Genomic DNA, 22,802 nt, shown 5'->3' on the forward strand with positions numbered 1-22,802 from the left:
GGAATAAGGCTTTCAAAGTTTTTCTAAAAGAGTCTCACTTCAACATTCTCACCCTTTTCAATGCCGTTGATATTGACCGGGATCACAAAGGTCCCGTCAGCATGAACTAAGGTCCTGATCAGGCCTGACTTTCCGAGCAGGGGAACTGCCCAGAGGCCGTCCTCCCGTTCTTCTATCACCGCCCTGATATGCTCTTCCCTGCCCTGGGATGATGATACATTTCTGGAAAGCCTTGCCTGAACAACTCCCTTCAACCGGTCAGCGCAGCGTTCTTCAAGACCGCAGAGGGCATTCAATACCGGCCTCATGAATATGTCCAGACAGACGCTGACCGCAGCAGGATGCCCGGGAAGACCAAAGATAGGAATATTGTTCATGACACCGCCGATCATCGGCTTGCCCGGCTTGAGTGAAAGACCGTGGAACAGGATGCCGGGATTGCCGATATCCTCAATGATCCTGGCTATCATATCCTTTGTCCCGACTGACGTGCCGCCTGAGACAGCGATGGCGTCAGAATCCTTCATCGCATCTTCAACAGCATTGCGTATTACCGTATAGTCATCTTTGAATATGCCTTTTCTCCCCGGTATTCCGCCGGCCTGAGCGACCATACCCGTAATGACATACGAGTTGGTATCACGTATCTTTCCTATCGACGGAGCCTGGTCTGCGGGGACGATCTCGTCACCCGTAGAGATGATCGAAACAACCGGCTTATCATAGACCTTCACCTCAGTTACGCCAATGCCTGCAGATGCGCCGATGTCGGCAGGCCGCATGCGCCGCCCCCTGCTGATCACGATCTCACCCCGCTTCACGTCCTCCCCGGCCTGAATGACATTTTCTCCGGGAGCGACAGATTTCATCACCTCTATCATCTTGTTGTCAATGATCTGCACATGCTCGAACATGACAACAGCATCTGCCCTGACAGGGAGCATGCCGCCGGTCGGGATCTTGTTGGCCGTATCATCAGCCAGCATAAAATCCGCAGCCTCGCCCATGAAGATCTCCTGTGCGAGGTTCAGATATACCGGCATGGTCTCTGAAGCGCCAAAGGTATCTTCTGCCCTCACCGCATAACCATCTACCGTTGAGCGCGCAAAGGCCGGCAGATCGTCTGCTGCAACAATATCCTCTGCGCAGACCATGCCGAGAGATTCCGCGATCGGCACCGCCCTCACCGCAGTTCTTTTATCCTTAAGATTTCCGAGGAGCAGGTCCAGCGCATTTTCCGAGGTCATGACACGTTCGCGGCCAAGCATATCTTTCATGGCTGTTATTATAGTGGAAATGGCAGGAACAAGATATCGCGTTTAATGGTAAACCGTTACGAGTGTCTGATGCCGGAAGACCTTGTCGCTGATGCCGAACGTCCGCTTCCCGGAAAGATGCGCGGTCTTTTCCCGGATCAGATCAGGCAATTTCCTTTCCGTGCTGTCCGTGATCATCAGGACGGCCTTCTTGCCGGATTCCTCCGGGTCTTCCTGATAATAGAGCGGGTTTTTGTAGGTCCAGGTAAAGCGGAGCGCCGAACTGTTCACATCTTCAGGCAGAGGATATGCAGTCTCGTCATATCGATATACGATCTTCTTCTTCGTATGCAGATCAAGGAGCGGCACGGAAACAGCAGGGTTCATGACGTAATCGTCAGGCAGGGAAGTGAAGACCTCGACAATCTCGACGTCAAGACTGTCCAGATAGGCTGCAGCGTCTCTCAGATTGGCAGCGCTCGTATGCTGCAGAAACGGCAAAAATCCTGATAAGGCAAGCGTCAGTGAAAACGCAGCGGTCGCATACGCGATAAAACGGGCACTCATCCTATCCCTGACCGCTCCAAGTCCGTATGCGGCCATCAGGCTTAACAGGGGGAAGACCATGATGATATACCGGATCCTCCTGACCTGCAGAACAAGGATAACAAGGACCAGCCAGGCGATCATGACATAGGTCATCTCCTTTTTCCTGGCAGCAGCAAAAAGCGAGACCGCAGCAAGCACAGGGATGAAGGGGTGCATCTGAAAGAAATACGTCGAAACAGGACTCTCGCCCCAGCGTTTCAGTCCCGGCTTTTGGTATGAGATCAGGAGATGGATCTGCTTGACGATCTCGTCATGCTTGAACGCTATCACGATCGAGATGAGGAAAAAAAAAGCGAAAAATACGATCATGCCCCGCAGGGCAAAGCGGTCAAGCTCCTCTTTTCTGTTTTGATAAAGTTCTGCCGCATACATGACCGGAATCACGGTCAGCATGAGCCATGTCGAATACTTTGTAAAAAAAGATATACCTATGGCCAGACTCGCAGCTGCTACCATCATACCGCCGCGCCTCAGGGCAAGAAGAAAGGTATAGAGCGAAAGCATGAAGAAGAACATGGACGGCAGGTCGACCATCATCAGAGGCACCTGGGTATACAGGTACGGAATGCCGAGGAGAAATACTGCGCCATAAAGACCGCTGTCCCTGCCCCAGAGCTCCTTTCCGGTCAGATAGGTGAGCACGATTGCTGAAGAAAAAAAGAGGCTGTTAAAGACCTGTATGACGAGTCTGCTCTCACCGAATACCCTGAAGAGCACCCCGTACAAAAAAGGTATGGCAGGAAGGTCTGTCCATGCATTGATGCCGTTGCCCCATTCACGGAAAAAATACCCGAAGCCGTAAAGCTCAAGATGTTTTGCCTGCGTAAAGTACCGCGATGCATCCACGATCATCTCAGGTTCCTGCCAAAAAAGCGAAGAGACAACAAAGGACCCCATGAAGAGGGCTGCCGGCGCATATTTTTCGACCAGGGCAGAGCGCGAAAGAATGTAGGCTGCAACAAGGCTGAAACAGAGCAGAACTCCTGTCCGCAGAGGCCTGACAACAGAAAATACGTCCTCCCAGCTGGTGAACCTGCTGTCATCAAAAGATCTTGACCGGTAAAGAACATAAAACAGCAGAAGGGACAGGGAAAAGATAAAGAATGAAGTCCCGGCATTCCTGAGCCGACCTCCAGCGGACTTCATGGTATCAGCGCATCGACGTTGAATCGATATATTCTCTACCAGGATATGACCCGGTCATACGAGAATATGTCATCAACGATCATATCATAGGAAAGATCAGCTTGAGAGAGATCAATTATCCTGATCTCATGGACCTTCTGCTGCTCCCGGATTATAAGAGTGGAAAGATCTGACGGCCCGTCATTCAATATATGCAGGATCTTCATTATGTTTTTTCCCTAAAGGACGATCACTTTGTCAGCATGATGGTTCATGATGGCATTGTTCAGTTGGCTGCCTGCAATGATCTCAGAGCTAATGCCTTCGTACGCGATCCCGAGCCTCCCTGCGCTCTGGGCACAGAAACTCATCTTAGTCCCCTGAAGCAGGGCAAGTGCCCGCACTACAGGATCGTTCAGAAGTCGCGTGCCGATATCCGTGAGGAATATGTTCACCTCATGCCCACGGGCACGCGCTGCATGGGTCAATCCCACAAGATGGCCGCTGTGCCTGTCCGTATTTACCAGGATGCCAAGCATCATCTCTTTTCTCCCCTCAATATCCGCTCAGCTTCGTGAAAAACTGCGTCAGGCGTGATCTCCTTCATGCACCGCATGTCAGTGCAGTCCCTTTTAAAGCAGGGCACACACCCGGCCTGTGACTGCAGAACAACATGGCCGCTGCCATACGGCCCCGTCTTCAACGGGCTTGTCGGGCCGAAGAGCGCCACAACAGGCACGTTAAGCGCAGCAGCAATATGCATCGGACCCGAGTCGTTGGTGATGACCAGTTGCGCAGCCCGCATGACATCTATCAATTCCTTCAGACTTGTCTCCCCGACCACGGAAATCGCCTTTCCGCCTGCGTGCGCTACCACCTCATCCGCAATAGCCCTGTCAGCTTTGCCTCCAACGATCACTGACCGAAGAGGCAGCAGAGCGGCAACTTTTCCAAAGCTCTCTGCCGGCCATATCTTGGTCTTCCATCTCGCGCCCGGCACCAGAACAGCATAGGGGCCTGAATCCGCAAGCCGGCCTCCCTTATCCCCGGCATTGCCGGCAAGGGGAAACGGGAAGACCCTTCCGGCCGCATCGCAGCCGAGTTCTGCAGCGATCTGCATGTACCGGTCGACTGCATGCATATCCCTGGCGGTTTTGACCTTATGCGTATAAAAGAGCCTGCTGCCCTCGCGAGCCGCTTGAAACCCGATCCTCAGCGGCGCATGCGTAGCACGCGTGATCAAACCGCTGCGAAGCAGACCCTGAAGATCGACGACTACATCGTATCTTTCCTGTGTGAGCTGCCGGTAAAGTCCCCTGATCTCTTTCAGGGTATTGCCAGTTCGGGAGAGGTCCTTCCAGAGGTCCTTATTGATAATGATCAGCTTATCGATCATAGGATGGCCATCGAGCAGACCTTCAAGGCCCCTTGCGATCACCCAGTGGATCTCGGCCTTCGGAAAACAGGCTCTCATGGCGTTCAGGAACGGAAGGCTATGCACCACATCGCCGAGCGAACTCGGTTTCACGATCAGCATCTTGCTGCAGACAATTCTCTCAGGCATTTCCCAGCCCGCTGCTCATTGATAAAATTGCGCTGACCGCCTCATCAAGCCCTTCAACAACTGCGTCTGCATAGGGTGATGTCTCTGCCTTGCCGGTCTTCACCAATATGGCCTTTGCTCCAACAGCCCGTGCAAGGAGCATGTCATCATCCTTGTCGCCGACGACAAAAGAGCGTTTCAGGTCTATGCCATGATCGCACCTGCCTGTGATCAGCATGCCGGGCTGAGGTTTTCTGCAGGAGCAATGATCAAGAGGGTGATGAGGACAGTAATAAAAGTCATCAAATCCGTATAGATCAATGAACAACTGATTCACCTGTTTCGTAAAACTCTCCTGCACCATACCGCGCGCTATTCCTGACTGGTTCGATACGCCGATCAAACTGAAATCCCGCTCTTTCAGTTTTGAAAGGGCCGCGATCTCCGGAAAGACCTCCAGGTCCTCCATCCTGCTGAGGTAGTGCGCATCCCTGCAGAGCGTTCCATCACGATCAAAAAATACCGCTCTCTTTGTGAAGGCCAGTTTTTTAACCGCAGAATAGACCTCGTCAGAAGTGATAAGGTCCATGCAGGCCAGCTCGTTCTTTCTGCATTCCCGCTCAAAGCATGGCGAGCATGCCACGTTTTTCCTGATCACAATATCAGCTTTGCCGACAGGGCCGGTATGCTCAGGAGAGGTCGAGCCGAAGATCGCTGCCAGGGGAGTGCCGACCGCATACCCGATATGCATGGGACCTGAATCGTTCGTGACCAGAAGATCGGATTCTGCAATAATGGCCATCAGCTCGCGAAGACCTGTCCTGGCAGAGAGATTCAGCAATGACGGAGGCTTAACGAGCTCAGGGGCAATATGCTTAAGGATGTCATCTGCGATCCCGGCCTCATTCGGTCCGCCAAGAATGACCACACTGCCGTTGAGCTCTGTTATTACCCTGGAAGCCACACCGGCGAATCGTTCAGGAGGCCATCTCTTGGATGATCCATAGGCTGCCCCGGGATTCAGCGCGATGACCGGCCTTTTCAGGCCTTCCAGTACACGCCTCGCCCCTTCCCTCTCCTCAATATCCAGGAACAGCCACGGGCGATCAGGCATGCCGTTGAAACCGGCCTTTCTTATCAGATCGAGATAATAGTCAATATGGTGAAGACCCCTTGCCGCCGCATCGCACGGGATTGCCTGCGTAAGAAGAAATCCCCTTCCATCCCTGCTGTACCCGATCCGGCTTTTGATCCCCGCAAGAAAGGTTATCAATGCAGCGTCAAAGGCATTTTGAAAGAGCACGGCAGAATCAAAACCGCAGCCTTTTAATCGTTGGCCAAGCCTGACCTTTCCTGCTAGTCCCCTGTATTCATCCGCATATATGATGATCTCATCAATATCAGGATCTTTCTCGAAAAGAGGGGCTACCCAGGGCTTTACCAGGAGGGAGAGCCTTGCATCAGGCAGAGATCTCTTCAATGCCCTTAAAGCAGGTATGGTCATAACAGCGTCACCGATCCAGTTAACACCCCTGACCAGGACTGCATTCCGCTTTTCAGTCTGTTTTCTTTGCTCGCCCATGATGAGTTCTTCGTATCCTCAATGATTCAGAACTATGCCCAATATCCATTCGCGTATTCCTGAAAAAACAGTTCTATGATACTATAATTCTCAGATCGGATACATTGTCATGGACAGATCGAATAAAAGGATAGCCCTTCTTGGTATTGGTTTTGCTGTCGTATTCCTGCTCATCAGTATTGTGCTCTTCATGCCGAGTGGTGAGGGATTGTTCAGGGAGCAGAGATGCATCTCCTGCCACAGGTTTAAGGGACAGGGGGGCATGGCAGGCCCTGATCTTACGGAAGTAACAAAAAGACGCGGCACAGTCTGGATCATGCGCCAGATCAGAAACGCACAGTCACACAACCCTGAATCACGTATGCCTGTGTACGACCATCTCGGTTATCTTGAGATATGGGCGATCATCTCTTACCTGAGGTCCGCGTAAGCAGTTATCGGAAATACTTCAGGATGAACTGTTCTATGCCGCTGCTATAGAACAGCCCGGACATGAGAAAGCCCTCATTATGACTCCCCTGCAGCTTCAGGAACTCCTTGGGTTCAGCCGCCTTTTCAAAGAGTTTCCTGCCCTGGTCATAGGGGATTATCTCATCATCCGGACTATGGATAAAGAGCTTGGGCAGCGCAAGGCTGCTGACCTTGTCTATGGTTGCATAATGGAAGCGCGTGACAAGGCCGACCGGCAGATAGGGATAATACTTCCGGCCGAGATCAGGAATTGATGTGAATCCTGATTCAATGATCAATGCTCCGGCCTTTCTCCTCAGCGCAAGTTCTGCTGCCACAGCACTGCCGAGTGACCTGCCGAAGATCACGATGCGTGACGGGTCGATCTGCTTATCCTTTACCATAAAATCCCATGCAGCCTCAGCGTCGAGATAGGTGCCCTTTTCCGTGGGCTCGCCCTCGCTTCGTCCATATCCGCGATAATCAAAAATGAGTACGCTGAGGCCAAGATCGTGAAATATCCTGATCGAGTCGAGGCGGTGAGAAATGTTGCCTGCATTGCCATGACAGAAAAGCAGCACAGCCCGCTCATCAGGGGCAGGTATATGCCATGCAGCGATAGTCAGCCCGTCCGCCGTCTTAAAATTCACTTCTTCATAGGAAAGGCCGATGGCGGCAGGGGTCATCTCAATATCTCTTGAAGGAAAGTAGAGCATTTTGGGCTGGCGGAAATACACAAAAACGATCAGGGCAAGATAGCCAAGCAGAAGACCGATCAAAGCGGTGAAGAGCATACGTTTCAGGCCCGGCAGCTTCCTACTCAGAAAGGCCATAATAAGGGCCTGGCGCATAGGCCATTACTTTATCCCCTTAATATACCGGATCCCCTCTCCGGGATATATTCTGCGCTCTGCGGCCGGGGTGGGCCTCACTGCCGTCGGCCAGACATCCGTATTCTGATCAGGGCCCTCCTGTGCGATTGCGGTCGGCGCCGGGTCTGTAAGCACCGGTGTCTTCCTGATATCAAGATCCCCGGCATTACAGCTGAATTCAATAGGGATACCATTGGGGTCAAAGGAATATATGGAATGGATGATCCCGTGATCGATCATCTCTGATACCCAGAAACCGGCAGCATCGATCCTGTCCTTTAGGGCCCAAAGATCATCTGCTGTCTCCATACCGAAAGATACATGATCAAAGATAAACGGTCCCGAGACCACCTGTCCATGCTCCTTTTCTCCAACAGGCCTCACCGACGGCCACTCAAAAAAAGCAATGGCACAGGTCTCTGATATCTCGAAAAAATAGTGTCTGTATCCCGGCTGGCCGAGACCGGCAACAAGCCTCATGCCAAGCAGATCACGCCAGAAGCGGATCGTGCTGTCCATATCACCCGTGGCCATGGCGAGGTGATTAACACCGTTGAACGTCACCCTTGACATTAATAAAACTCTTTAAGTATATCGCATAACTTAGCGATATCATGAGATTGTTTTACAAGAGGTCTCTCATGGATCATCGGAATTCTCTCTTCGAGCGAGAGACGACTGTTCCGGTAAATGACGCCGATAGGGATCCGATCCCCCCATTCAAGGGAGCGCTCGAATGCCTTTACCCTGTCAGCAGGGTCATATTCTGGCTCAATATGATATACCCGCTGCCTGTACCATTCGTGGGTATTCAGTTTATTGAACGATACGCAGGGCTGGAGAATATCAACAAGACAGAACCCTTTGTGCGCTACCGCCTCCCTGACAATCGATCTGAGATGCTCCGGATCGCCGGAAAAACTGCGGGCAACAAAGCTGCAGTCAAGCGCGACAGCCAAAGCCATCGGGTTCAACTGCTCAGAAAAAACACCGAACGGCATATTCTTCGTCACCGTACCTTCATGGGTTGTGGGCGATGCCTGGCCTTTTGTGAGACCGTACACCTGATTGTCATGGACAAAAAGCTTCACATTCACGTTCTTTCTCATGGCATGCATCAGATGATTGCCGCCCTCGCCATAGCAGTCGCCATCCCCGGCAACAGCAAATACCAGCATCTCATGGTTGGCGAGCCTGAGTCCCGTAGCAACAGGAAGGCTCCTGCCGTGAAGACCATTAAAGGTGTTGCATTTGAGATAATGCGGGAACTTGGCAGCCTGTCCAATACCGGAGACTATGGTAAACTGGTGCGGTTCAAGACCGAGTTCAACAAGCGCTTCCTTGAATGTCCTGAGGATGCTGAAATTGCCGCATCCGGGACACCATGCAGGCGTCTGCCCTTTATAATCATCCAATGTGGCCATGCAGTTCTCCCAGGAGGTTCTCTACGGTAAAGGGGCGACCGTCATATCTGTTTATTGCAGCCGAAAACTCAAAGCCTGTCTCAGCACGCACGAGCCGCGCAAACTGGCCCATGGCATTCTGCTCGATGCATATTGTTTTCTTCGCATTCCTGAGCAGCCCGAGGAAATCAAATCCGTCAGTGCCGGGAAATGGGAATATTTCGCTGAAATGGAGCATGGCAACGGACTGTTTTCCTGAAAGCTCATCAACCGCTTCTTTTATCACGCCATAGGTCGATCCCCATCCCACGAGCACAATTTCCGCATCTGCAGCGCCATAGAGCATGGGAGGAGCGATCTCTTTTTGTATCAGGGGCATTTTCCTGAGAAGTCTTTTTTCGACCATCTTCTTCCGCGTTTCTGCATCTTCAACAAGATGGCCGTCCTCATCATGTTCATCACTGTCTGTAACAACTATATGCCTTGACTGCCCGGGCACTGCCAGGGGAGAAACGCCGGTTTCGGTGTATGCATGTCTCTTATATTCTGAAAGACCGCTAAGGCTATCCGCCCTCAGCCGGTAGTCCGTGTACACCAGCCGGTTCAGGTCCAACCCCGCATAGGTCCACTGTGTATCAGCCAGATACTGGTCAAAGATGACAAATGCAGGCACCTGGTATTTTTCTGAAAGATCAAATGCCTTGTTGGTAAGATATAAGGCCTGTTCAGGATCTCCCGGCGCAAAGATGATCCGGGGGAACTCACCGTGAGCTGTATAGAGGGCAAACTGCAGTTCTGCCTGTTCCGTCCGCGTAGGGAAGCCTGTTGCAGGGCCCGGTCTCTGGCCAAGTCCTATGACGATCGGCGTTTCCGTCATTGCAGCAAGCGAGAGACCTTCCACCATCAGCGCAAATCCGCCTCCTGAACTTGCGGTCATTGCCCGGACGCCGCCAAAGGATGCGCCGAGAGCCATATTTATCGCAGCGATCTCATCCTCTGCCTGTTCAACAATGATCCCGAATTCCTGCGACTTGCCTGCGAGGTAGTTCATGATGCCGGTCGAGGGTGTCATGGGATACGCTGCATAAAACTTGCAGCCCGATGCCAATGCTCCAACCCCGATCGCGTCAATGCCTGCAATGAGCATCTTCTGCTCAGCCCTTGCTGCCGCGGAAAAAGAACAACTCGCGCACCCTTTGACCGCAAAATCGTATCCGGCTGCAGCTGCTGCAACATTTGCCTTTATGACATCATCTCCTTTTTTCTGAAAGGTATCAGAAATGATCTTAAAGAGAATATCCATATCCATGCCGAGCAGGCCCAGGATAGCGCCTGTTGCAACGGTGTTGGCCATGATCCTGCTCCCGCCATGCTCGATCGCAAGGGAAGTAAAGGGGATATCAAGAAATTTCCGGCCATCGGGCTTCTGCTTCAGGACCGTGGAGTCATAGATAATCTGTCCCTGCTCTGCAACGAACAAAGCATCCTTTTCCATGCTTTCAACGTCAAAGGCAATAAGGATATCGATGCGGTCGCATGCTGCGGTCAGCGGTCTGTCAGCAATGCGGACCTGATAGAAGTTGTGTCCTCCCCGGATGCGGGACTCATAATCCTGATGGGTAAAAACATGGTAACCGTTCCGTGCAAAGACCCGGGAAAGGGTATCACCGACCGTCTGGATTCCCTGGCCGGCCTCTCCGCAGATCCTGATAGAATAGTCCATGCGATATAACGCTATTTAATGAAACTGTCCCTGAATTTCGCAAGCCACATGATATGGCTCCTCTCTTCATTGATGATCTCGTCAACCACATCTTTCTGCTGCACCGCATCCCTGAGAGCATAAAAATAGAGCAATGTCTCCTTCTCAAACCCCATCGCAAAACGCACTGCGTCCTCGACCGTTTTCACATGCTCAAGGGAGGGAAGAGACTTATGTTTGCCGAGGAAAAACTCCGATTCCACTATTGCACGCATATATTCAGACACGTCAGCCCATGCCTCCGGCTCCTCTTCGCCCATGATATCCTTCAGCTCAAGGAACATCTTCTCATGAACAAGTTCTTTGCCTGCAAGCGTGTCGAAAAGCCTCTTCAGACCTTCATTCTTTTCAAATCTCTTTGCTATCGTTGTGTAAAACTCATACCCCAGCCTCTCGGTCCTGACAGCCTGCTCCACCACTTCCCTGATAGAATATCGCTCCATAGTTCCTCCCTAAAAGTGTCATGCACAGCTTCCAACAGCAACTGATTTAGATTACCCGATTTATATCCTCAATATCTACCGTGCCTTTCTCTATGCAATGCCCGAGGCAGAGAAGCCCGCCGCAGGGATTCACTGCCTTGCGTGTCATATCCCTGCCTTCCCCCCTCTTCCATGCAGCAAAATCGCAATCCTCTTTAAAAAAAGGACATCCGCCGCAGACCAGCTGAAAAAGATCGTTCTCTGACCTCATGCTCATTACTGTCTTTTCCGTCACGGCAGGGAGCTCCTTGCCCTGCCGCAGAAGTTTTTCGATAATAATAAAACCCCGGCAGGCAAGTTCTTCGTCTTTCCCTGGTTTATAAAACGAACAATATCCTGCACAGAGCCGGTCCGGAAGCTCCTCTTTGTCCATGAATTCCATCTTAGCAGAAATAAGGCTTGTTGTATAATGAAGCATGCGCTATTACCTGTCGCCGCATGTCTGTTTAAAGCAGCTTGAAACCCCCTCGGTCTACCATCCGGGAACAGATGAGCTCTATGAGCTGGATGGAGACTCGTTCGATCTCCTCAGAGCATGCTCTGCAGAAGAAGGATGCTCTTCCGCAGAAAAAGAATTCATTGACTACTGCGTTCAGGAAAAGATACTGATCACAGACCGTATCCCGATACAACGGCCTCCCCTGATCAAGGCGCCAGAGCCGTCCCTCCGCTATCTTGAACTCCAGATCACGGACAGATGCAATCTGCACTGCAGACATTGCTATATTGGGCCGTCCTCGGGTCCGGATATATTTCATGAACTTTCTCTCGATCAGATAAAGACCAGTCTTCGCGAGTTTGAAGAACTCCAGGGGCTGCGGGTACTGATCACCGGCGGCGAACCCCTGCTGCACAGGGATTTCGCGTCTATCAACAATATGCTGCCTGATCTCCTGATTCGCAAGGTGCTCTTCTCGAACGGACTCCTCCTGAACCGGGCAGTTCTGAAAGATCTTCATGTCGATGAGATCCAGGTCAGCATTGACGGCCTTCAGCAGGCACATGATATCCTGAGGGGAGCTGGTACGTTTGCGCGATCAATGGACAGCATTCGTCTCTGTCTTGATATGGGCTATGAGGTCTCAGTATCTACCATGGTTCATGCCGACAACCTTAATGATTTCGATGATATGGAATTGCTCTTCAGAAAAATGGGGATCAGGGACTGGACCGTTGACGTGCCCTGTGTTGCAGGAAGACTTGCGGACAATGAAAGATCCCAGGTCACGCCGTCAACAGGAGGAAGATATCTGAAATACGGATTTGGTGAGGGTCTTCACAGCGGCGGCGAGGGGTTCGGATGCGGGCTTCACCTCATGTCGGTCATGGCTGACGGGAAGGTCTCAAAATGCACCTTTTTTGCAGACAGATCTGTCGGGACTGTGCAGGACGGTCTCAGAACGTGCTGGCAGAGGATCTCCCCTGTCCGGTTAAGCGACCTCACCTGCGATTGTGAATATCTTGCCTCGTGCAGAGGCGGCTGCAGATACCGCGCAGAGGTCCTTGGCGATGCCCGGGGAAAAGACCTTTACAGATGTGCGCTCTATGATATAATTAACAAAGAAAAGTGATCGGGCACGAAGTCCGTATCTTTGCACAAAGGAGGTGTAAAGCATGACGATCAGGAAGATCTCGAAAAAGGCAGCAACGACCTGTAAGTGCAAGAGTTCCTGTTAATCAGGACTGATAATGAAACATAAAGAGGGTCCCGAACCATAATCGGGACCCTCTTTTATTTTCAACCCCGCTTTTTGGCAGGATAAATACCGGGTATCTCTTACGTAAGCCTTGATTCAGCCGCACCCCAATTGATGTTCTTGAAGAATGCCTCGATGTAATCAGCGCGTTTGAGGCCGTAATCGATCATATACGCATGTTCGAAAACGTCCATGATCAAAACCGGGGTGCATCCGGCAGGATGGGACACGTCATGCTCATTCACCCAGACGTTAAAGAGCTTTCCATTTGCAGGGTCAGCATAAAGCGCAACCCATCCGATACCGCGCATCGTGCCTGTGGCCTTAAAGTCCTTTTCCCAGTTCTCATAGCTTCCGAAATCGGCCTGCATCTGCTTCATCAGCTTCCCGTCCTTATTCAGGCCGCCCTTGCCCCCAAGGTTCTCGAAATAATATTCATGAAGCCTCATCCCATTAAATTCCCATCCGAATCTTCTTTTCAGCTCCGCATACTCGGGTGTGGCGGTTTTGCCATCCCTGAGCATCTGGTCAAGGATATCGGCGACCTTGTTCGTATTCGTCACATATCCCTGGTACAGGGTAAAATGGTTCTTTATCAGTGTTTCACTAAACCCTTCCATTCCAACCAATGCGCTAAAGTCCCTGGCAGTGTATGACATGATCTCTCCTCCTTGCGTAATTTATATGATCTGTTTGGCAGCAGCAACTGCCTTTTCATAATCCGGGTGGTCCGTTATCTCGGGAACGATCTCAACATAGCGTATCACGTCGCCTCTGTCCAGCACAAAGATCGCCCTGGCAAGCAGGCGCAGCTCCTTTATCAGCACGCCATACGCCATACCAAAACCTGCATCCCGATGATCCGAAAGTGCCTTTGCCTTGTCAATGCCGGCACTGGTGCAGAATCTTGCGACAGCAAACGGCAGGTCCATGCTTACATTCAGGACCATGACGTCACCCGGAAGACCGGCAGCCTCTGTGTTAAACCTGCGCAGCTGGAGGTCACAGACCGGGGTGTCCAGCGACGGCGTCACGCTGATCAATTTGACCTTTCCTGAAAGATCCTTCAGGCCAAATGGCTTCATCTCTCCGTCCAGGAGACTGAAGTCCGGAGCCTTATCGCCCGGTTTGAGAGCAGGACCGAGCAGTGTAAGGGGGCTGCCCTGAAATGTTATTACTCCGCTTCTCTCCATATATATCCTCCTCCTTTAATAACTGTCAAACGTCACAAAATCCTCAAAACTCTTCCTGTACGCCCTGGGCAGAAGGGTTATACCAGACCTCAGGTATCCAACCGTGATCAGCATGGGGATGATCTTGTCAGGCGGAATAGTAAATTCTTTCTTGATGCAGTCCTCGTCAAAACCGTCCATGGGATGGGTTTCGAGCCCTAATCCTCTTGCTGCAAGCATGATGTTCATGGCGAGTATTGACGTGTTCTTGACTGCAAAGACCTTCCGCCTGAGACTGTCCACAGTGCCGTACAGCCCCCCTGCCATGCCCTTATAAGTCTCAACCATCTCCGGTTTCATGTATCCGAGATCAACCCAGCTCTTGAGTACCGTCTCGATGCTCTGCTCCAGGGACCCGGGATCAGCGATCATGATAAGGACCGCAGAGGCCTCTTCAATCTTCGGCTGATCATATGCGCACTTCCTCAGGGCTTTTTTCTTGTCATTGTCCTTAACCACAATGACTCTCCAGGGCTGGAGGTTCATCGAAGACGGCGCCAATTTCGCGGCTTCAATGAGCTCTCTGATCTTTTCATCAGACAGCTTCCGGCCCGGCTCGAAAAAATTGATCGAACGTCTCTCTTTTATCGCCTGTATAACGTCCATGCCACACTCCTTTCTCTCCATGACAGATTGGAAATTATGCTGATGGTACAGGTTACCACACTGGAATATACTGTCAAGACAAATACTGAATTATCAATTCGCGGTATAAAAAAAGCCTTGAGAGGCGCGTTTCACCAGGTAATACAAGTGATATTACACTGAGCACTCGCGTCAGGAAAGATAGATCATAATGCAGTAATTTATCACATAAAAGCAGCCCGCGGCCAATGACCGCAGGCTGTGCTGCCTCATTTATCGCCCGCTCTTCGCTGACTCAATACTAAAACCCCATCCCTATCCCTCCGCCTGATGCCTTTCCTGTTCCCGTCAGAGAGATTGTTGCGTTACCACCATTCGAAAGTATATTAAAGCTCCCGTTATACACTATCGCATTTGTCGGGGCAAACCGGACGGTAATGGCGCATGTTCCATTAGGAATCAGTGTCGCTCCAGTGCAGGTGTCGCTAATCTTGGTAAACGGAGCCGCAGGGGATGTGACTGAAGTTATCGTAAGATTTGCGGTACCCGTATTTCTTGCTGTCAAAGCTGCGTTTGCTGTTGTATTCACGGTAATTGTGCCGAAATTAAGCAGAGTGGCGCTTGGAGTCAATATCGGTGTTCCCACAGATACTAAGGTTATGTCTTTGATAGTATTGAGGAAAGGCTGACCGCCACTGTCGTGAAAAACATATGCCGTGCCGGCTGCTGCGTCACAGGCAAGGCTGACATCGGTATGCTGAGCATTCGCTTCAATAAGACAGAGATTCGTCGTTGAACTGTCCGGATTCAGGCAATGGAAGGGCGGAGCCGCTCCTGAAAAAGCCTTGATTTTGTCGTGGGTTACGAGTGCTCCGGTTAACGGGTCAGTAACCTCGAGAACAAAGCCAAAGGGATTTGCTACTCCCTCTGACACAACCCGTATTATCCAGTTATTCTTAGTCTGAAGACAACCAGCCTCTTCACAATACCCTGTCCCTGTCAAAAGGGGAAGTAACAGCACCGCGCATATCCATATCTTCTTCATTGTGCACCTCCATAGTAATTTAAAAGCATTCATTTCCCTTGGGTGAACCACACCTCTATCAAATTTCATCAGGCCCCTCCCTTCCGTATGACCTCTTCGGCCTTAACATAGCAATAAACCTATGGCGTTCGAGATAATCTCAGAAATTTCCCGTTCGATCCTTATCTGATTTTCGGCAGTATGGATAAGCATCAGATATTCATTACTCACGACATCCATATCGTACCTCCTGCTTGTCAATGTCCTCAATGCCGTATACCGAATATCTCAGATATGACCTCTGCACCTGTATGGTCATACGAGAAAATATAGCCCTTGCCTGCAGGCTCGTCATAAACGAAGGTGATATCCGCACTGCTGGCAGAATCAAGAACCAGATACGGGTTCGTGGGAAGCAATACGGACCCAACCGGGACCAGAATATTGCTCTGTGCATCCAGAACTGCCACATATACCTGGTAAGAATCTGAAACAGCCAAATAGGTTGTATAGGCCTTCACAAGCCAATTGTCAGATATCCGGAAAAAGCTGTTTCTTGCCATCTGGCCGATTTCCGTATAGGTTTTTACCACAAGAGCTTCACTGTTGCCGGCCTTATCAATTGAGTAAAAACGCAGATCTTCTGTAAAAGTAATTCTGATCGGAACCCCTGTATAAACAGTAGTCGGGGCACAGCCGATCCCAAGACAATAATATGTCCTATCACAGCCGGTTTCAGAATCTGCACAGGTGAGTGTCACGAATACTGAAGACCTGAACTGTCCGTCTGATGGCTCAGGAGTTGTTACCGGGGCTGTTACGTCTTTCGCAAACGTAGCGTTCACCGTTATATCACCATTAACCAGTACAACACATTCACCCACACCCGTACAGCCGCCTCCTGACCATCCGGTGAATATGGATAATGTGTCCGGAACTGCGGTCAAGGTCATTGTCACCTGCGGCAGGGAAGTCTCATCACAGTCATTACCGCAGGTTATCCCCACAGGAAGACTGGTAACAGTGCCCGTCCCGTTGCCAAGCTTAACAACCCTCAACCGGTAGTGAATTGTTGTGTTTTCAGTCACCGTATTGTTCGATAAATCAGCATCGTTTGTATCTGAAAGCACACGCGCAGTGTTGGTGATCACTCCGCTCACCATGGGGGCAGTAATGTTTACGACCACTATTGCCGTATTGCCCGGAGCTGTTGCACCAAGGTTTCCGACAAGGCAACTAACCTTGCCGTCGGCTGCACTGCATGAGGGGTTTGACCCTGCAGGCTCAAAAGACGTGCCGGTGGGAAGTGTGTCCTCAAGCAGAACGCCGGCTGCTTTGTCAGGACCGTTGTTCGTCACTGTGTACGTGTATGTTATGACATTACCAACGACAGCCGGGTCAGGGTTATCAGAAACCGTTACTGAGAGGTCAGCATGGCCGATAGCCCCGCCCTTCTTCGAACGCACACAGCGCACACCGAGGAGTTGGTCCTTTGCACGGGTTATCACATCACCGTTGCTGAAGGATACACCCCAGGCATACATCGGATTCAAGAGGGCTGTAGCAACGCTGGTCGTAGAACTCCAGTACACGCCCTGACTCACAGCGGTAAATACTGCCGGATCTGTCGCCGGTTTGTTCCTGGTATCAACGGTGATGGATTCCAGTTCCCTCACATCAGGCAGACGCCAGTCAATTATTCCTGACAAGGCAGGGAATTCGAGATTTTCACAGTAATCCAGCGCGTCCAGCCACGTCTTGGCCACTGTTTCTCCCTGCAGCCAGATAAGGCCGGTGGCATTGTCCGAGACTGTCCCGTCCCCGTTTGTATGAAGGTCAGGATAGATCAGGGCCTTTCCGCGCACACAGCGTGTTAGCGACGTCGTTGTAACAGCATGGCCATCCGCATGACCCATAAAAAAGTCGAGGTTCCATGCCATTCCTGCACTGTCCTTATATTCCGTATCCACCCAGTAAGGAGCAGGATCCGCTGCAAGGAATGGGGCACTGAGGGACGGATTATAGATCCCAAAGTTAACAATGCTCAGAAGTTCCTTCTTGCTCGGCAGACGCCAGTCAGGATAGAATCCGCCAGGATACAGCCCAAGGGACATTCCTTCACAATACGCCTTGGCCGCTGCCTTTGTCCTCAGCGCGTTATCATCGATCTTCTGCCACATCAGATGGGTATTATTATCGGTAACCGTGCCGTCGCCATTGTCAGTAATAGACATTGGGTTTGTAGCATAGTCTGCGTCTTCACCCGGGACATGCGGATTGGTGAAGGGTATAAGCTGACCTGAATCAGGGAATTTAATCTCGCACGCATCACCGATACCATCCCCATCCGTATCCGTCTGTTTCGGATTATTGACCAGCGGACAGTTGTCCACCCCGTTTAAGACGCCATCATTGTCCTTATCCGGGTCACACGCATCACCGAGGCCATCCCCATCCGTATCAAGCTGATCGGTATTCGCGATAAGCGGGCAGTTGTCCACCCCGTTTAAGACGCCATCATTGTCCTTATCCGGGTCACACGCATCACCGAGGCCATCCCCATCCGTATCAAGCTGATCAGGGTTATAAACAAGTGGACAATTGTCAATGCTGTCCGGGATCAGGTCTAAGTCATTATCAGAATCGACCTGGGTAACAACAGCGGACGTATTATTGGCCCTGTAATCATCATTGGTTATAGAGCTGACTGTCACCGTATTTGTCATAAGTCCCGGTGTGCCCTGAGCCTGAATGATGAGGTCAACTATAACATCACTGCCGCTTGCCAGTGATCCAATTTCACAGATTGCTTTACCGAGATCGCACGCCCCGTTGTTCCAGGAACCGGAGACAAGAACAGTTCCGGCAGGAAGCACTTCGGAAAGTACTACCCCTACGGCATCAAAAGGACCATTGTTATGCACCGTTGCCATAAACGGCACTGGAACATTCACAATCACCGGCGCTGCTGGACCGGTCGGACCAGTAAGGACAACAGAGAGCTCAGCCTCTCCCAGTGACCCTGCACGTCCTCCACGGACGCACCTGACAAGATACTGCTTAAGTGGTGAAATACTGTACTGGCTGTCTGTCTTCGTCCCTGCGGTAACACTCCCTTCCAGGAAATCAACTGTCCAGGCTTCTGCGCTGGCAGACTGCCTCGTTGTTGACGACCAGTAACGTGCGCTATCAGCACCAATCAGTAGCGGGTTAATCGCAGGATCTGTTCTGTCCCTGGCGGCAAGAGACTGCAGCTCCTTGATATTGGGAAGCCGCCAATCATTCACAAGAGGTGATGTCGGCAATTCAAGATTCTCACAATAGCCCAGAGCCTCTTCCCATGTCCTCGGAGTATTATCATCCGACTGCTGCCACGTCAGCCCGGTAGTAAGATCAGAGACTGTGCCGTCAGTATTGTCCGTAAAACTGCCATAGACAATTTCAGTTTCCCGAACGCAGCGAACCCTTTGCGGAATACTCTTTGTATGAATATTCACAAAGCCACCCGCAAAGTCTATTGCCCATGCATCTGACGGTGCGCTGCTGAATGTATCACGCGACCAGTATTTCGCCGGCTCTGTACCCGGGAAATACAGAGCATCTATGGCAGGAGAGCTTTGACCGAAGTCGACAATACCCATAAGCTCTTTGACTGACGGCATCCGCCAGTCACCCACAAACCCGCCGAGCATCAGAGAAGAGCAATAGGCTCCCGCATCGTCCCATAAATATGAGGTATTGTTATCTTCTGCCTGCCACATGAGATGAGTGTTCAGGTCAGTAACCGTACCGTCTCCATGGTCAATAAATAAAGGCAGATTAATCGCGTAGTCCGAGTCTTCGCCGAAGGTCTCGGTAAAATCACCAGTCTGACCGGTATCGGCAAGCCTGAGTTCGCAGGCGTCTCCGATTCCATCTCCATCCGTATCAGCCCGATCAGGGTTCGGCACAGAAGGACAATTGTCAATCCCGTTGGGAATACCGTCGCCATCCCGATCATCATCACAGGCATCGCCAATGCTATCCCCGTCGCTGTCGGCCTGTCCGGGATTCCAGACAAATGGACAGTTGTCCGCAACATCAGGGATTCCATCCTCATCCGAATCAAGGATAAAGGTGGCTGTCACCGTAATATCTGCATTTATCAAGACCGAGCACGTTCCTGTTCCTGAGCACCCGCCACCTGACCAGCCTTCAAAGACTGACCCGATACTCGGCACTGCGGTAAGAGCAACCTCAGGCGGACCGATTGGGAACGATTCACTATAATCATTGATTGCGGTATCTATTCCTGAAGGAGAGCTCGTTACCTTCCCCGAGCCGGTCCCCTTCAAAGAAACTGAAAGCGTCTGATGGTCATATCCTGCAACCGTGCTGAGAGACACCGCGTTGTTCGATAAGTCGCCATCATGGGTCAGTGCTGTAACAGTAGCAGTATTCATAATCGTCGCCGGTGCAGACGGAGCAGCAATAACGATCGTCACCAGAATGTCCCCACCAATTCCGATATCCCCTATTGCACAGGTCATTGTACCTGAGGAATTATCAATACAGCCCGTTCCTCCTGTCCAGTTTCCTGAGACGAATGTGCCGGCAGAATAGGTATCTGTCAGGACAACTTCGTGCGCCTCAAATGGCCCGTTATTGGAGACTGTTATCGAATAGGTAATATTGTTGTTCACAACAACCGGGTCAGGTGAATCTGTTGCCGCAACCTTCTGCAGAGAGAGCTCTGCCTCTCCAATTGAACCCGATCTGCCTCCACGAACACACCGGATGCTCTTGAAGCCGTTCTTGAGGGCATAAGAAGTACCGCCGCTTGCAAAATCGGCGAACCAGGCATTATCAACATATTCCGAACTGGTCGTTGATGACCAATAGCCGGTTGCATTTACTCCATAGAAGAAAGAATTATCGACAGCGGCATTATTGGAAGCAGATGGTAAAGCATCATCAGCAATTGTCTCCAGTTCTCGTATATTCGGAGCTCTCCAGTCGGTTACGCCGCTGGCGCTGGGGAGTTCGAGATCCTCGCAATAGGAGATGGCCTGCTCCCATGTCCTGGATGTCGCAGGTGTCTGCTGCCATACAAGACCGGTAGAATTGTCCTGTATGGTGCCGTTTCCGTTATCGTGGAAATTATCAAATGATAAAGGAGTGTGCCTGACACACAAGACCCTGTATTTATTATCTTTCCGTGAGAAAGTTGTCTGCCCGCTGCCAAAGTGCACGGCCCAGGCATTTATCTGGCCGTCGGCATATGTGGTGGCTGTCCAGTAGTTCTGCGTATTCATGCCCGGGAAAATTGACGTCTCAACAGCCGGGTTCTTGAATTGGTAATTCACAATGCTGAGTAGTTCCTTCTTCTTTGGCAGTCGCCAGTCAGAATGTCCTCCAGCAACAAGACTACCGCATACGTCAAGCTTTGCATTGGGATTGAACGCATCGGAAATACCCATTGCCTCATACCAGTTGTAGTTTGTATCGTCGTCAGCCCTCTGCCACATAAGATGCGTGTTCAGGTCTGTTACTGTGCCGTTGCCGTTGTTAATCAACGAAGGCGGGTAGATGAAATAATCGGAATCATCCCCCGTCACAGATGCATAGTGTGTGGTCTGGCCTGTATCAGGGAGTCTCAGTTCACAGGCATCCCCTACCCCATCATTATCAGTATCAGCCTGGTCTGTGTTGGGAACATATGGACAATTATCAATTGAATCCCATATAAGGTCATTATCGAAGTCAGAATCATATGCAAATATTGCGGTTACGGTAATGTTTGCGTTTATCGTGACCTCACATGTATCGCCTTCCGGATCGCCCGTGCTGAGACAACCGCCTCCGGACCATCCCACAAATCTGGTCTGTGTCGCATCCGGAGGAGATACGGAAGGCCGATTCGGCGTTGCGGTAAGGATCACCTTTTCCTCGAATGCATAGATATCAAAACATGCATCCTGCTGGTCACCCGGACAGTTAATCATGTTTCCGTCACCATCTATGCCGTCATGGTCTGCCGTCACCTGTCCCGGCACATCACCCTGCACTACAACCGTCAACACTGCTTCACGGCCGCCCCTGACGCAACGGACATAGTTGGTTTCGTTCTTGTAAAACGGATATGAATAGCCATAGTCAAAATAGATGCCCCATGCAATAGTCTTATCAGCAACATTCGTCGTAGATGACCAGAACTTTGACGTATCGTTCTCATCGAGGAAGCCCCGGAAAACAGTCGTATCGCGGGTATCGATCGCAGGGTTGGCCATTTCGAGGCTGGTTAAGGATGCAAGCTCCTTAATATTGGGGAGTCTCCAGTCTGAACGTAGCGCTGTCCCTCCTGCCATATTCAGGTCAACCTTGGTTATATTCCCTGATACCGTGCTGACAACAGAGAAGGTGTTCGGCCCGGTCCCTGTCAGCGCTGCAGCACTGATCGTAACGATAGGGCCTGAAGATGTTGCCGTATACTCAGGCGTAGAGCTATATGCATTGATATTGGCTGCAACTGCTGTAGCCAACTGCTGGAGGTTCGTGGTAAATGGCACCGGTGACCCAGTATCCATGATCTGCACGCCGTCTACCGTAATGCCGGTCACCGAACCGGAGTTGCCGGTCATAAACCGTACTGAACCTGTTGCCACAGTTTGACTTAATTGACTATTCTCGCAATAGCTCGTAGCAGCACTCCAGTCCAATGGACCGGAGAAGCCCCTTTCCCACATGAGGTTTGTCCCTTTGTCGAGCACCCAATCGTCAGATGTGTCGCCGGGAGTGCCATTGTCAAACATCGCATACTCGTTGAAATGCAGGGGATTACCTCTTACGCATTTCACATACGATTTGCTTGACTTGCCGACAGGGAGAAACGTTCCTGTAGCAAAGTTAACATTCCATGCTATATCAGAGGAAAGGGCAAAGGAATCAGAAGACCAGTAATCGGTCTTGGTGGACAAAAATACTGAGGTATCAATCGACATATTGTCAGTACGCTCAGCATAATCCATCAAGGTAACAAGTTCCTTCATGGAAGGGAGTCTCCAATCGTCATGTCCATTCAGAGTAAGATTGCCACAGATATTCACAACGCCACCGGGATTATCGCCAATTCCAGTATTGGCAGATGCAGTCCCGCTCGCCTGATTCCAGGTATAGGTCTGGGTTCCTGTCATCTGCTGCC

19 protein-coding genes and 9 pseudogenes are annotated in these 22,802 nt (G+C 51.0%); 2 read left to right on the forward strand and 26 right to left on the reverse strand.

Annotation, left to right across the window (positions count from 1 at the left end; all coding sequences use genetic code 11):
- Positions 1-23: 23 nt before the first annotated feature.
- The 6 genes from HZB62_03825 to waaF are packed head-to-tail and all read right to left on the reverse strand — an operon-like array spanning position 24 to position 6,115.
- Positions 24-1,268 (reverse strand): molybdopterin molybdotransferase MoeA, encoded by a 1,245-nt coding sequence (locus tag HZB62_03825; GenBank protein MBI5074290.1) that lies wholly within the window; start codon positions 1,266-1,268, stop codon positions 24-26.
- Positions 1,269-1,319: 51 nt separating this feature from the next.
- Positions 1,320-3,011, reverse strand: coding sequence for a glycosyltransferase family 39 protein (locus tag HZB62_03830; GenBank protein MBI5074291.1), 1,692 nt, complete (start codon positions 3,009-3,011; stop codon positions 1,320-1,322).
- Positions 3,012-3,046: 35 nt separating this feature from the next.
- Complete coding sequence (locus tag HZB62_03835; protein MBI5074292.1) at positions 3,047-3,217, reverse strand: hypothetical protein; 171 nt, start codon at positions 3,215-3,217, stop codon at positions 3,047-3,049.
- A 12-nt stretch (positions 3,218-3,229) separates the two neighbouring features.
- Positions 3,230-3,532: a DsrE family protein gene (locus tag HZB62_03840; protein ID MBI5074293.1), complete on the reverse strand. Its 303-nt coding sequence runs from the start codon at positions 3,530-3,532 to the stop codon at positions 3,230-3,232.
- The gene (gene waaC / locus HZB62_03845) at positions 3,529-4,554 is read right to left on the reverse strand and encodes a lipopolysaccharide heptosyltransferase I (GenBank protein MBI5074294.1); all 1,026 of its coding nucleotides are present in this window, start codon (positions 4,552-4,554) and stop codon (positions 3,529-3,531) included. The genes HZB62_03840 and waaC overlap by 4 nt, the downstream gene beginning before the upstream one ends.
- The gene (gene waaF, locus HZB62_03850) at positions 4,547-6,115 is read right to left on the reverse strand and encodes a lipopolysaccharide heptosyltransferase II (protein ID MBI5074295.1); all 1,569 of its coding nucleotides are present in this window, start codon (positions 6,113-6,115) and stop codon (positions 4,547-4,549) included. Before waaF ends, waaC begins: the two co-directional genes overlap by 8 nt.
- Positions 6,116-6,224: 109 nt before the next feature.
- Between waaF and HZB62_03855 the strand changes: the two genes are divergently transcribed.
- Positions 6,225-6,545 carry a c-type cytochrome gene (locus tag HZB62_03855; GenBank protein ID MBI5074296.1) on the forward strand — a complete coding sequence of 107 codons (321 nt, stop codon included), beginning with the start codon at positions 6,225-6,227 and terminating at the stop codon, positions 6,543-6,545.
- A gap of 4 nt (positions 6,546-6,549) precedes the next feature.
- Here HZB62_03855 and HZB62_03860 read toward each other — a convergent pair whose 3' ends face one another.
- From HZB62_03860 to HZB62_03885, 6 genes are all read right to left on the reverse strand, one after another.
- Entirely contained in the window at positions 6,550-7,359 is an 810-nt protein-coding gene (locus tag HZB62_03860) for an alpha/beta hydrolase (protein MBI5074297.1), read from the reverse strand.
- 63 nt (positions 7,360-7,422) lie between these two features.
- Positions 7,423-8,010, reverse strand: coding sequence for a VOC family protein (locus HZB62_03865; protein ID MBI5074298.1), 588 nt, complete (start codon positions 8,008-8,010; stop codon positions 7,423-7,425).
- Positions 8,010-8,861, reverse strand: coding sequence for a 2-oxoacid:ferredoxin oxidoreductase subunit beta (locus tag HZB62_03870; GenBank protein ID MBI5074299.1), 852 nt, complete (start codon positions 8,859-8,861; stop codon positions 8,010-8,012). Before HZB62_03870 ends, HZB62_03865 begins: the two co-directional genes overlap by 1 nt.
- Positions 8,845-10,563, reverse strand: coding sequence for a 2-oxoacid:acceptor oxidoreductase subunit alpha (locus HZB62_03875; protein ID MBI5074300.1), 1,719 nt, complete (start codon positions 10,561-10,563; stop codon positions 8,845-8,847). The genes HZB62_03870 and HZB62_03875 overlap by 17 nt, the downstream gene beginning before the upstream one ends.
- A gap of 11 nt (positions 10,564-10,574) precedes the next feature.
- Positions 10,575-11,045: a ferritin family protein gene (locus HZB62_03880; GenBank protein MBI5074301.1), complete on the reverse strand. Its 471-nt coding sequence runs from the start codon at positions 11,043-11,045 to the stop codon at positions 10,575-10,577.
- Positions 11,046-11,091: 46 nt separating this feature from the next.
- Positions 11,092-11,457, reverse strand: coding sequence for a hypothetical protein (locus HZB62_03885; GenBank protein ID MBI5074302.1), 366 nt, complete (start codon positions 11,455-11,457; stop codon positions 11,092-11,094).
- A gap of 43 nt (positions 11,458-11,500) precedes the next feature.
- On the opposite strand from HZB62_03885, the gene HZB62_03890 reads away from it, so the two are divergent.
- Complete coding sequence (locus HZB62_03890) at positions 11,501-12,655, forward strand: radical SAM protein (GenBank protein MBI5074303.1); 1,155 nt, start codon at positions 11,501-11,503, stop codon at positions 12,653-12,655.
- Positions 12,656-12,861: 206 nt separating this feature from the next.
- Here the strand turns inward: HZB62_03890 and HZB62_03895 are convergent, their stop codons facing one another.
- The 14 genes and pseudogenes from HZB62_03895 to HZB62_03960 all read right to left on the reverse strand — a co-directional run bounded on the left by HZB62_03895 (position 12,862) and on the right by HZB62_03960 (position 22,794).
- Positions 12,862-13,440 (reverse strand): superoxide dismutase, encoded by a 579-nt coding sequence (locus HZB62_03895; GenBank protein ID MBI5074304.1) that lies wholly within the window; start codon positions 13,438-13,440, stop codon positions 12,862-12,864.
- A gap of 21 nt (positions 13,441-13,461) precedes the next feature.
- The gene (gene tpx / locus HZB62_03900) at positions 13,462-13,974 is read right to left on the reverse strand and encodes a thiol peroxidase (GenBank protein ID MBI5074305.1); all 513 of its coding nucleotides are present in this window, start codon (positions 13,972-13,974) and stop codon (positions 13,462-13,464) included.
- 15 nt (positions 13,975-13,989) lie between these two features.
- Positions 13,990-14,619 carry a nitroreductase family protein gene (locus HZB62_03905; GenBank protein MBI5074306.1) on the reverse strand — a complete coding sequence of 210 codons (630 nt, stop codon included), beginning with the start codon at positions 14,617-14,619 and terminating at the stop codon, positions 13,990-13,992.
- 280 nt (positions 14,620-14,899) lie between these two features.
- Positions 14,900-15,643 (reverse strand): choice-of-anchor D domain-containing protein, encoded by a 744-nt coding sequence (locus HZB62_03910; GenBank protein MBI5074307.1) that lies wholly within the window; start codon positions 15,641-15,643, stop codon positions 14,900-14,902.
- Between the two features lie 245 nt (positions 15,644-15,888).
- Entirely contained in the window at positions 15,889-17,166 is a 1,278-nt protein-coding gene (locus HZB62_03915; GenBank protein ID MBI5074308.1) for a DUF11 domain-containing protein, read from the reverse strand.
- 315 nt (positions 17,167-17,481) lie between these two features.
- A pseudogene (locus tag HZB62_03920) lies at positions 17,482-17,856 on the reverse strand (DUF1566 domain-containing protein).
- Positions 17,857-17,940: 84 nt separating this feature from the next.
- Positions 17,941-18,555 (reverse strand): annotated as a pseudogene (locus tag HZB62_03925) (thrombospondin type 3 repeat-containing protein).
- Between the two features lie 144 nt (positions 18,556-18,699).
- Positions 18,700-19,140 (reverse strand): annotated as a pseudogene (locus HZB62_03930) (DUF1566 domain-containing protein).
- Positions 19,141-19,515: 375 nt separating this feature from the next.
- Positions 19,516-20,151, reverse strand: a pseudogene (locus HZB62_03935) (thrombospondin type 3 repeat-containing protein).
- Positions 20,152-20,202: 51 nt separating this feature from the next.
- A pseudogene (locus HZB62_03940) lies at positions 20,203-20,400 on the reverse strand (DUF11 domain-containing protein).
- Positions 20,386-20,868, reverse strand: a pseudogene (locus HZB62_03945) (DUF1566 domain-containing protein). Before HZB62_03945 ends, HZB62_03940 begins: the two co-directional pseudogenes overlap by 15 nt.
- Before the next feature lie 432 nt (positions 20,869-21,300).
- Positions 21,301-21,606 (reverse strand): annotated as a pseudogene (locus HZB62_03950) (thrombospondin type 3 repeat-containing protein).
- Between the two features lie 93 nt (positions 21,607-21,699).
- A pseudogene (locus HZB62_03955) lies at positions 21,700-22,413 on the reverse strand (DUF1566 domain-containing protein).
- A 30-nt stretch (positions 22,414-22,443) separates the two neighbouring features.
- Positions 22,444-22,794 (reverse strand): annotated as a pseudogene (locus HZB62_03960) (DUF1566 domain-containing protein).
- Between the last annotated feature and the right edge of the window lie 8 nt (positions 22,795-22,802).

Source organism: Nitrospirota bacterium (genome assembly GCA_016214855.1).
In the GTDB taxonomy this organism is placed as follows: Bacteria; Nitrospirota; Thermodesulfovibrionia; order Thermodesulfovibrionales; family UBA6898; genus UBA6898.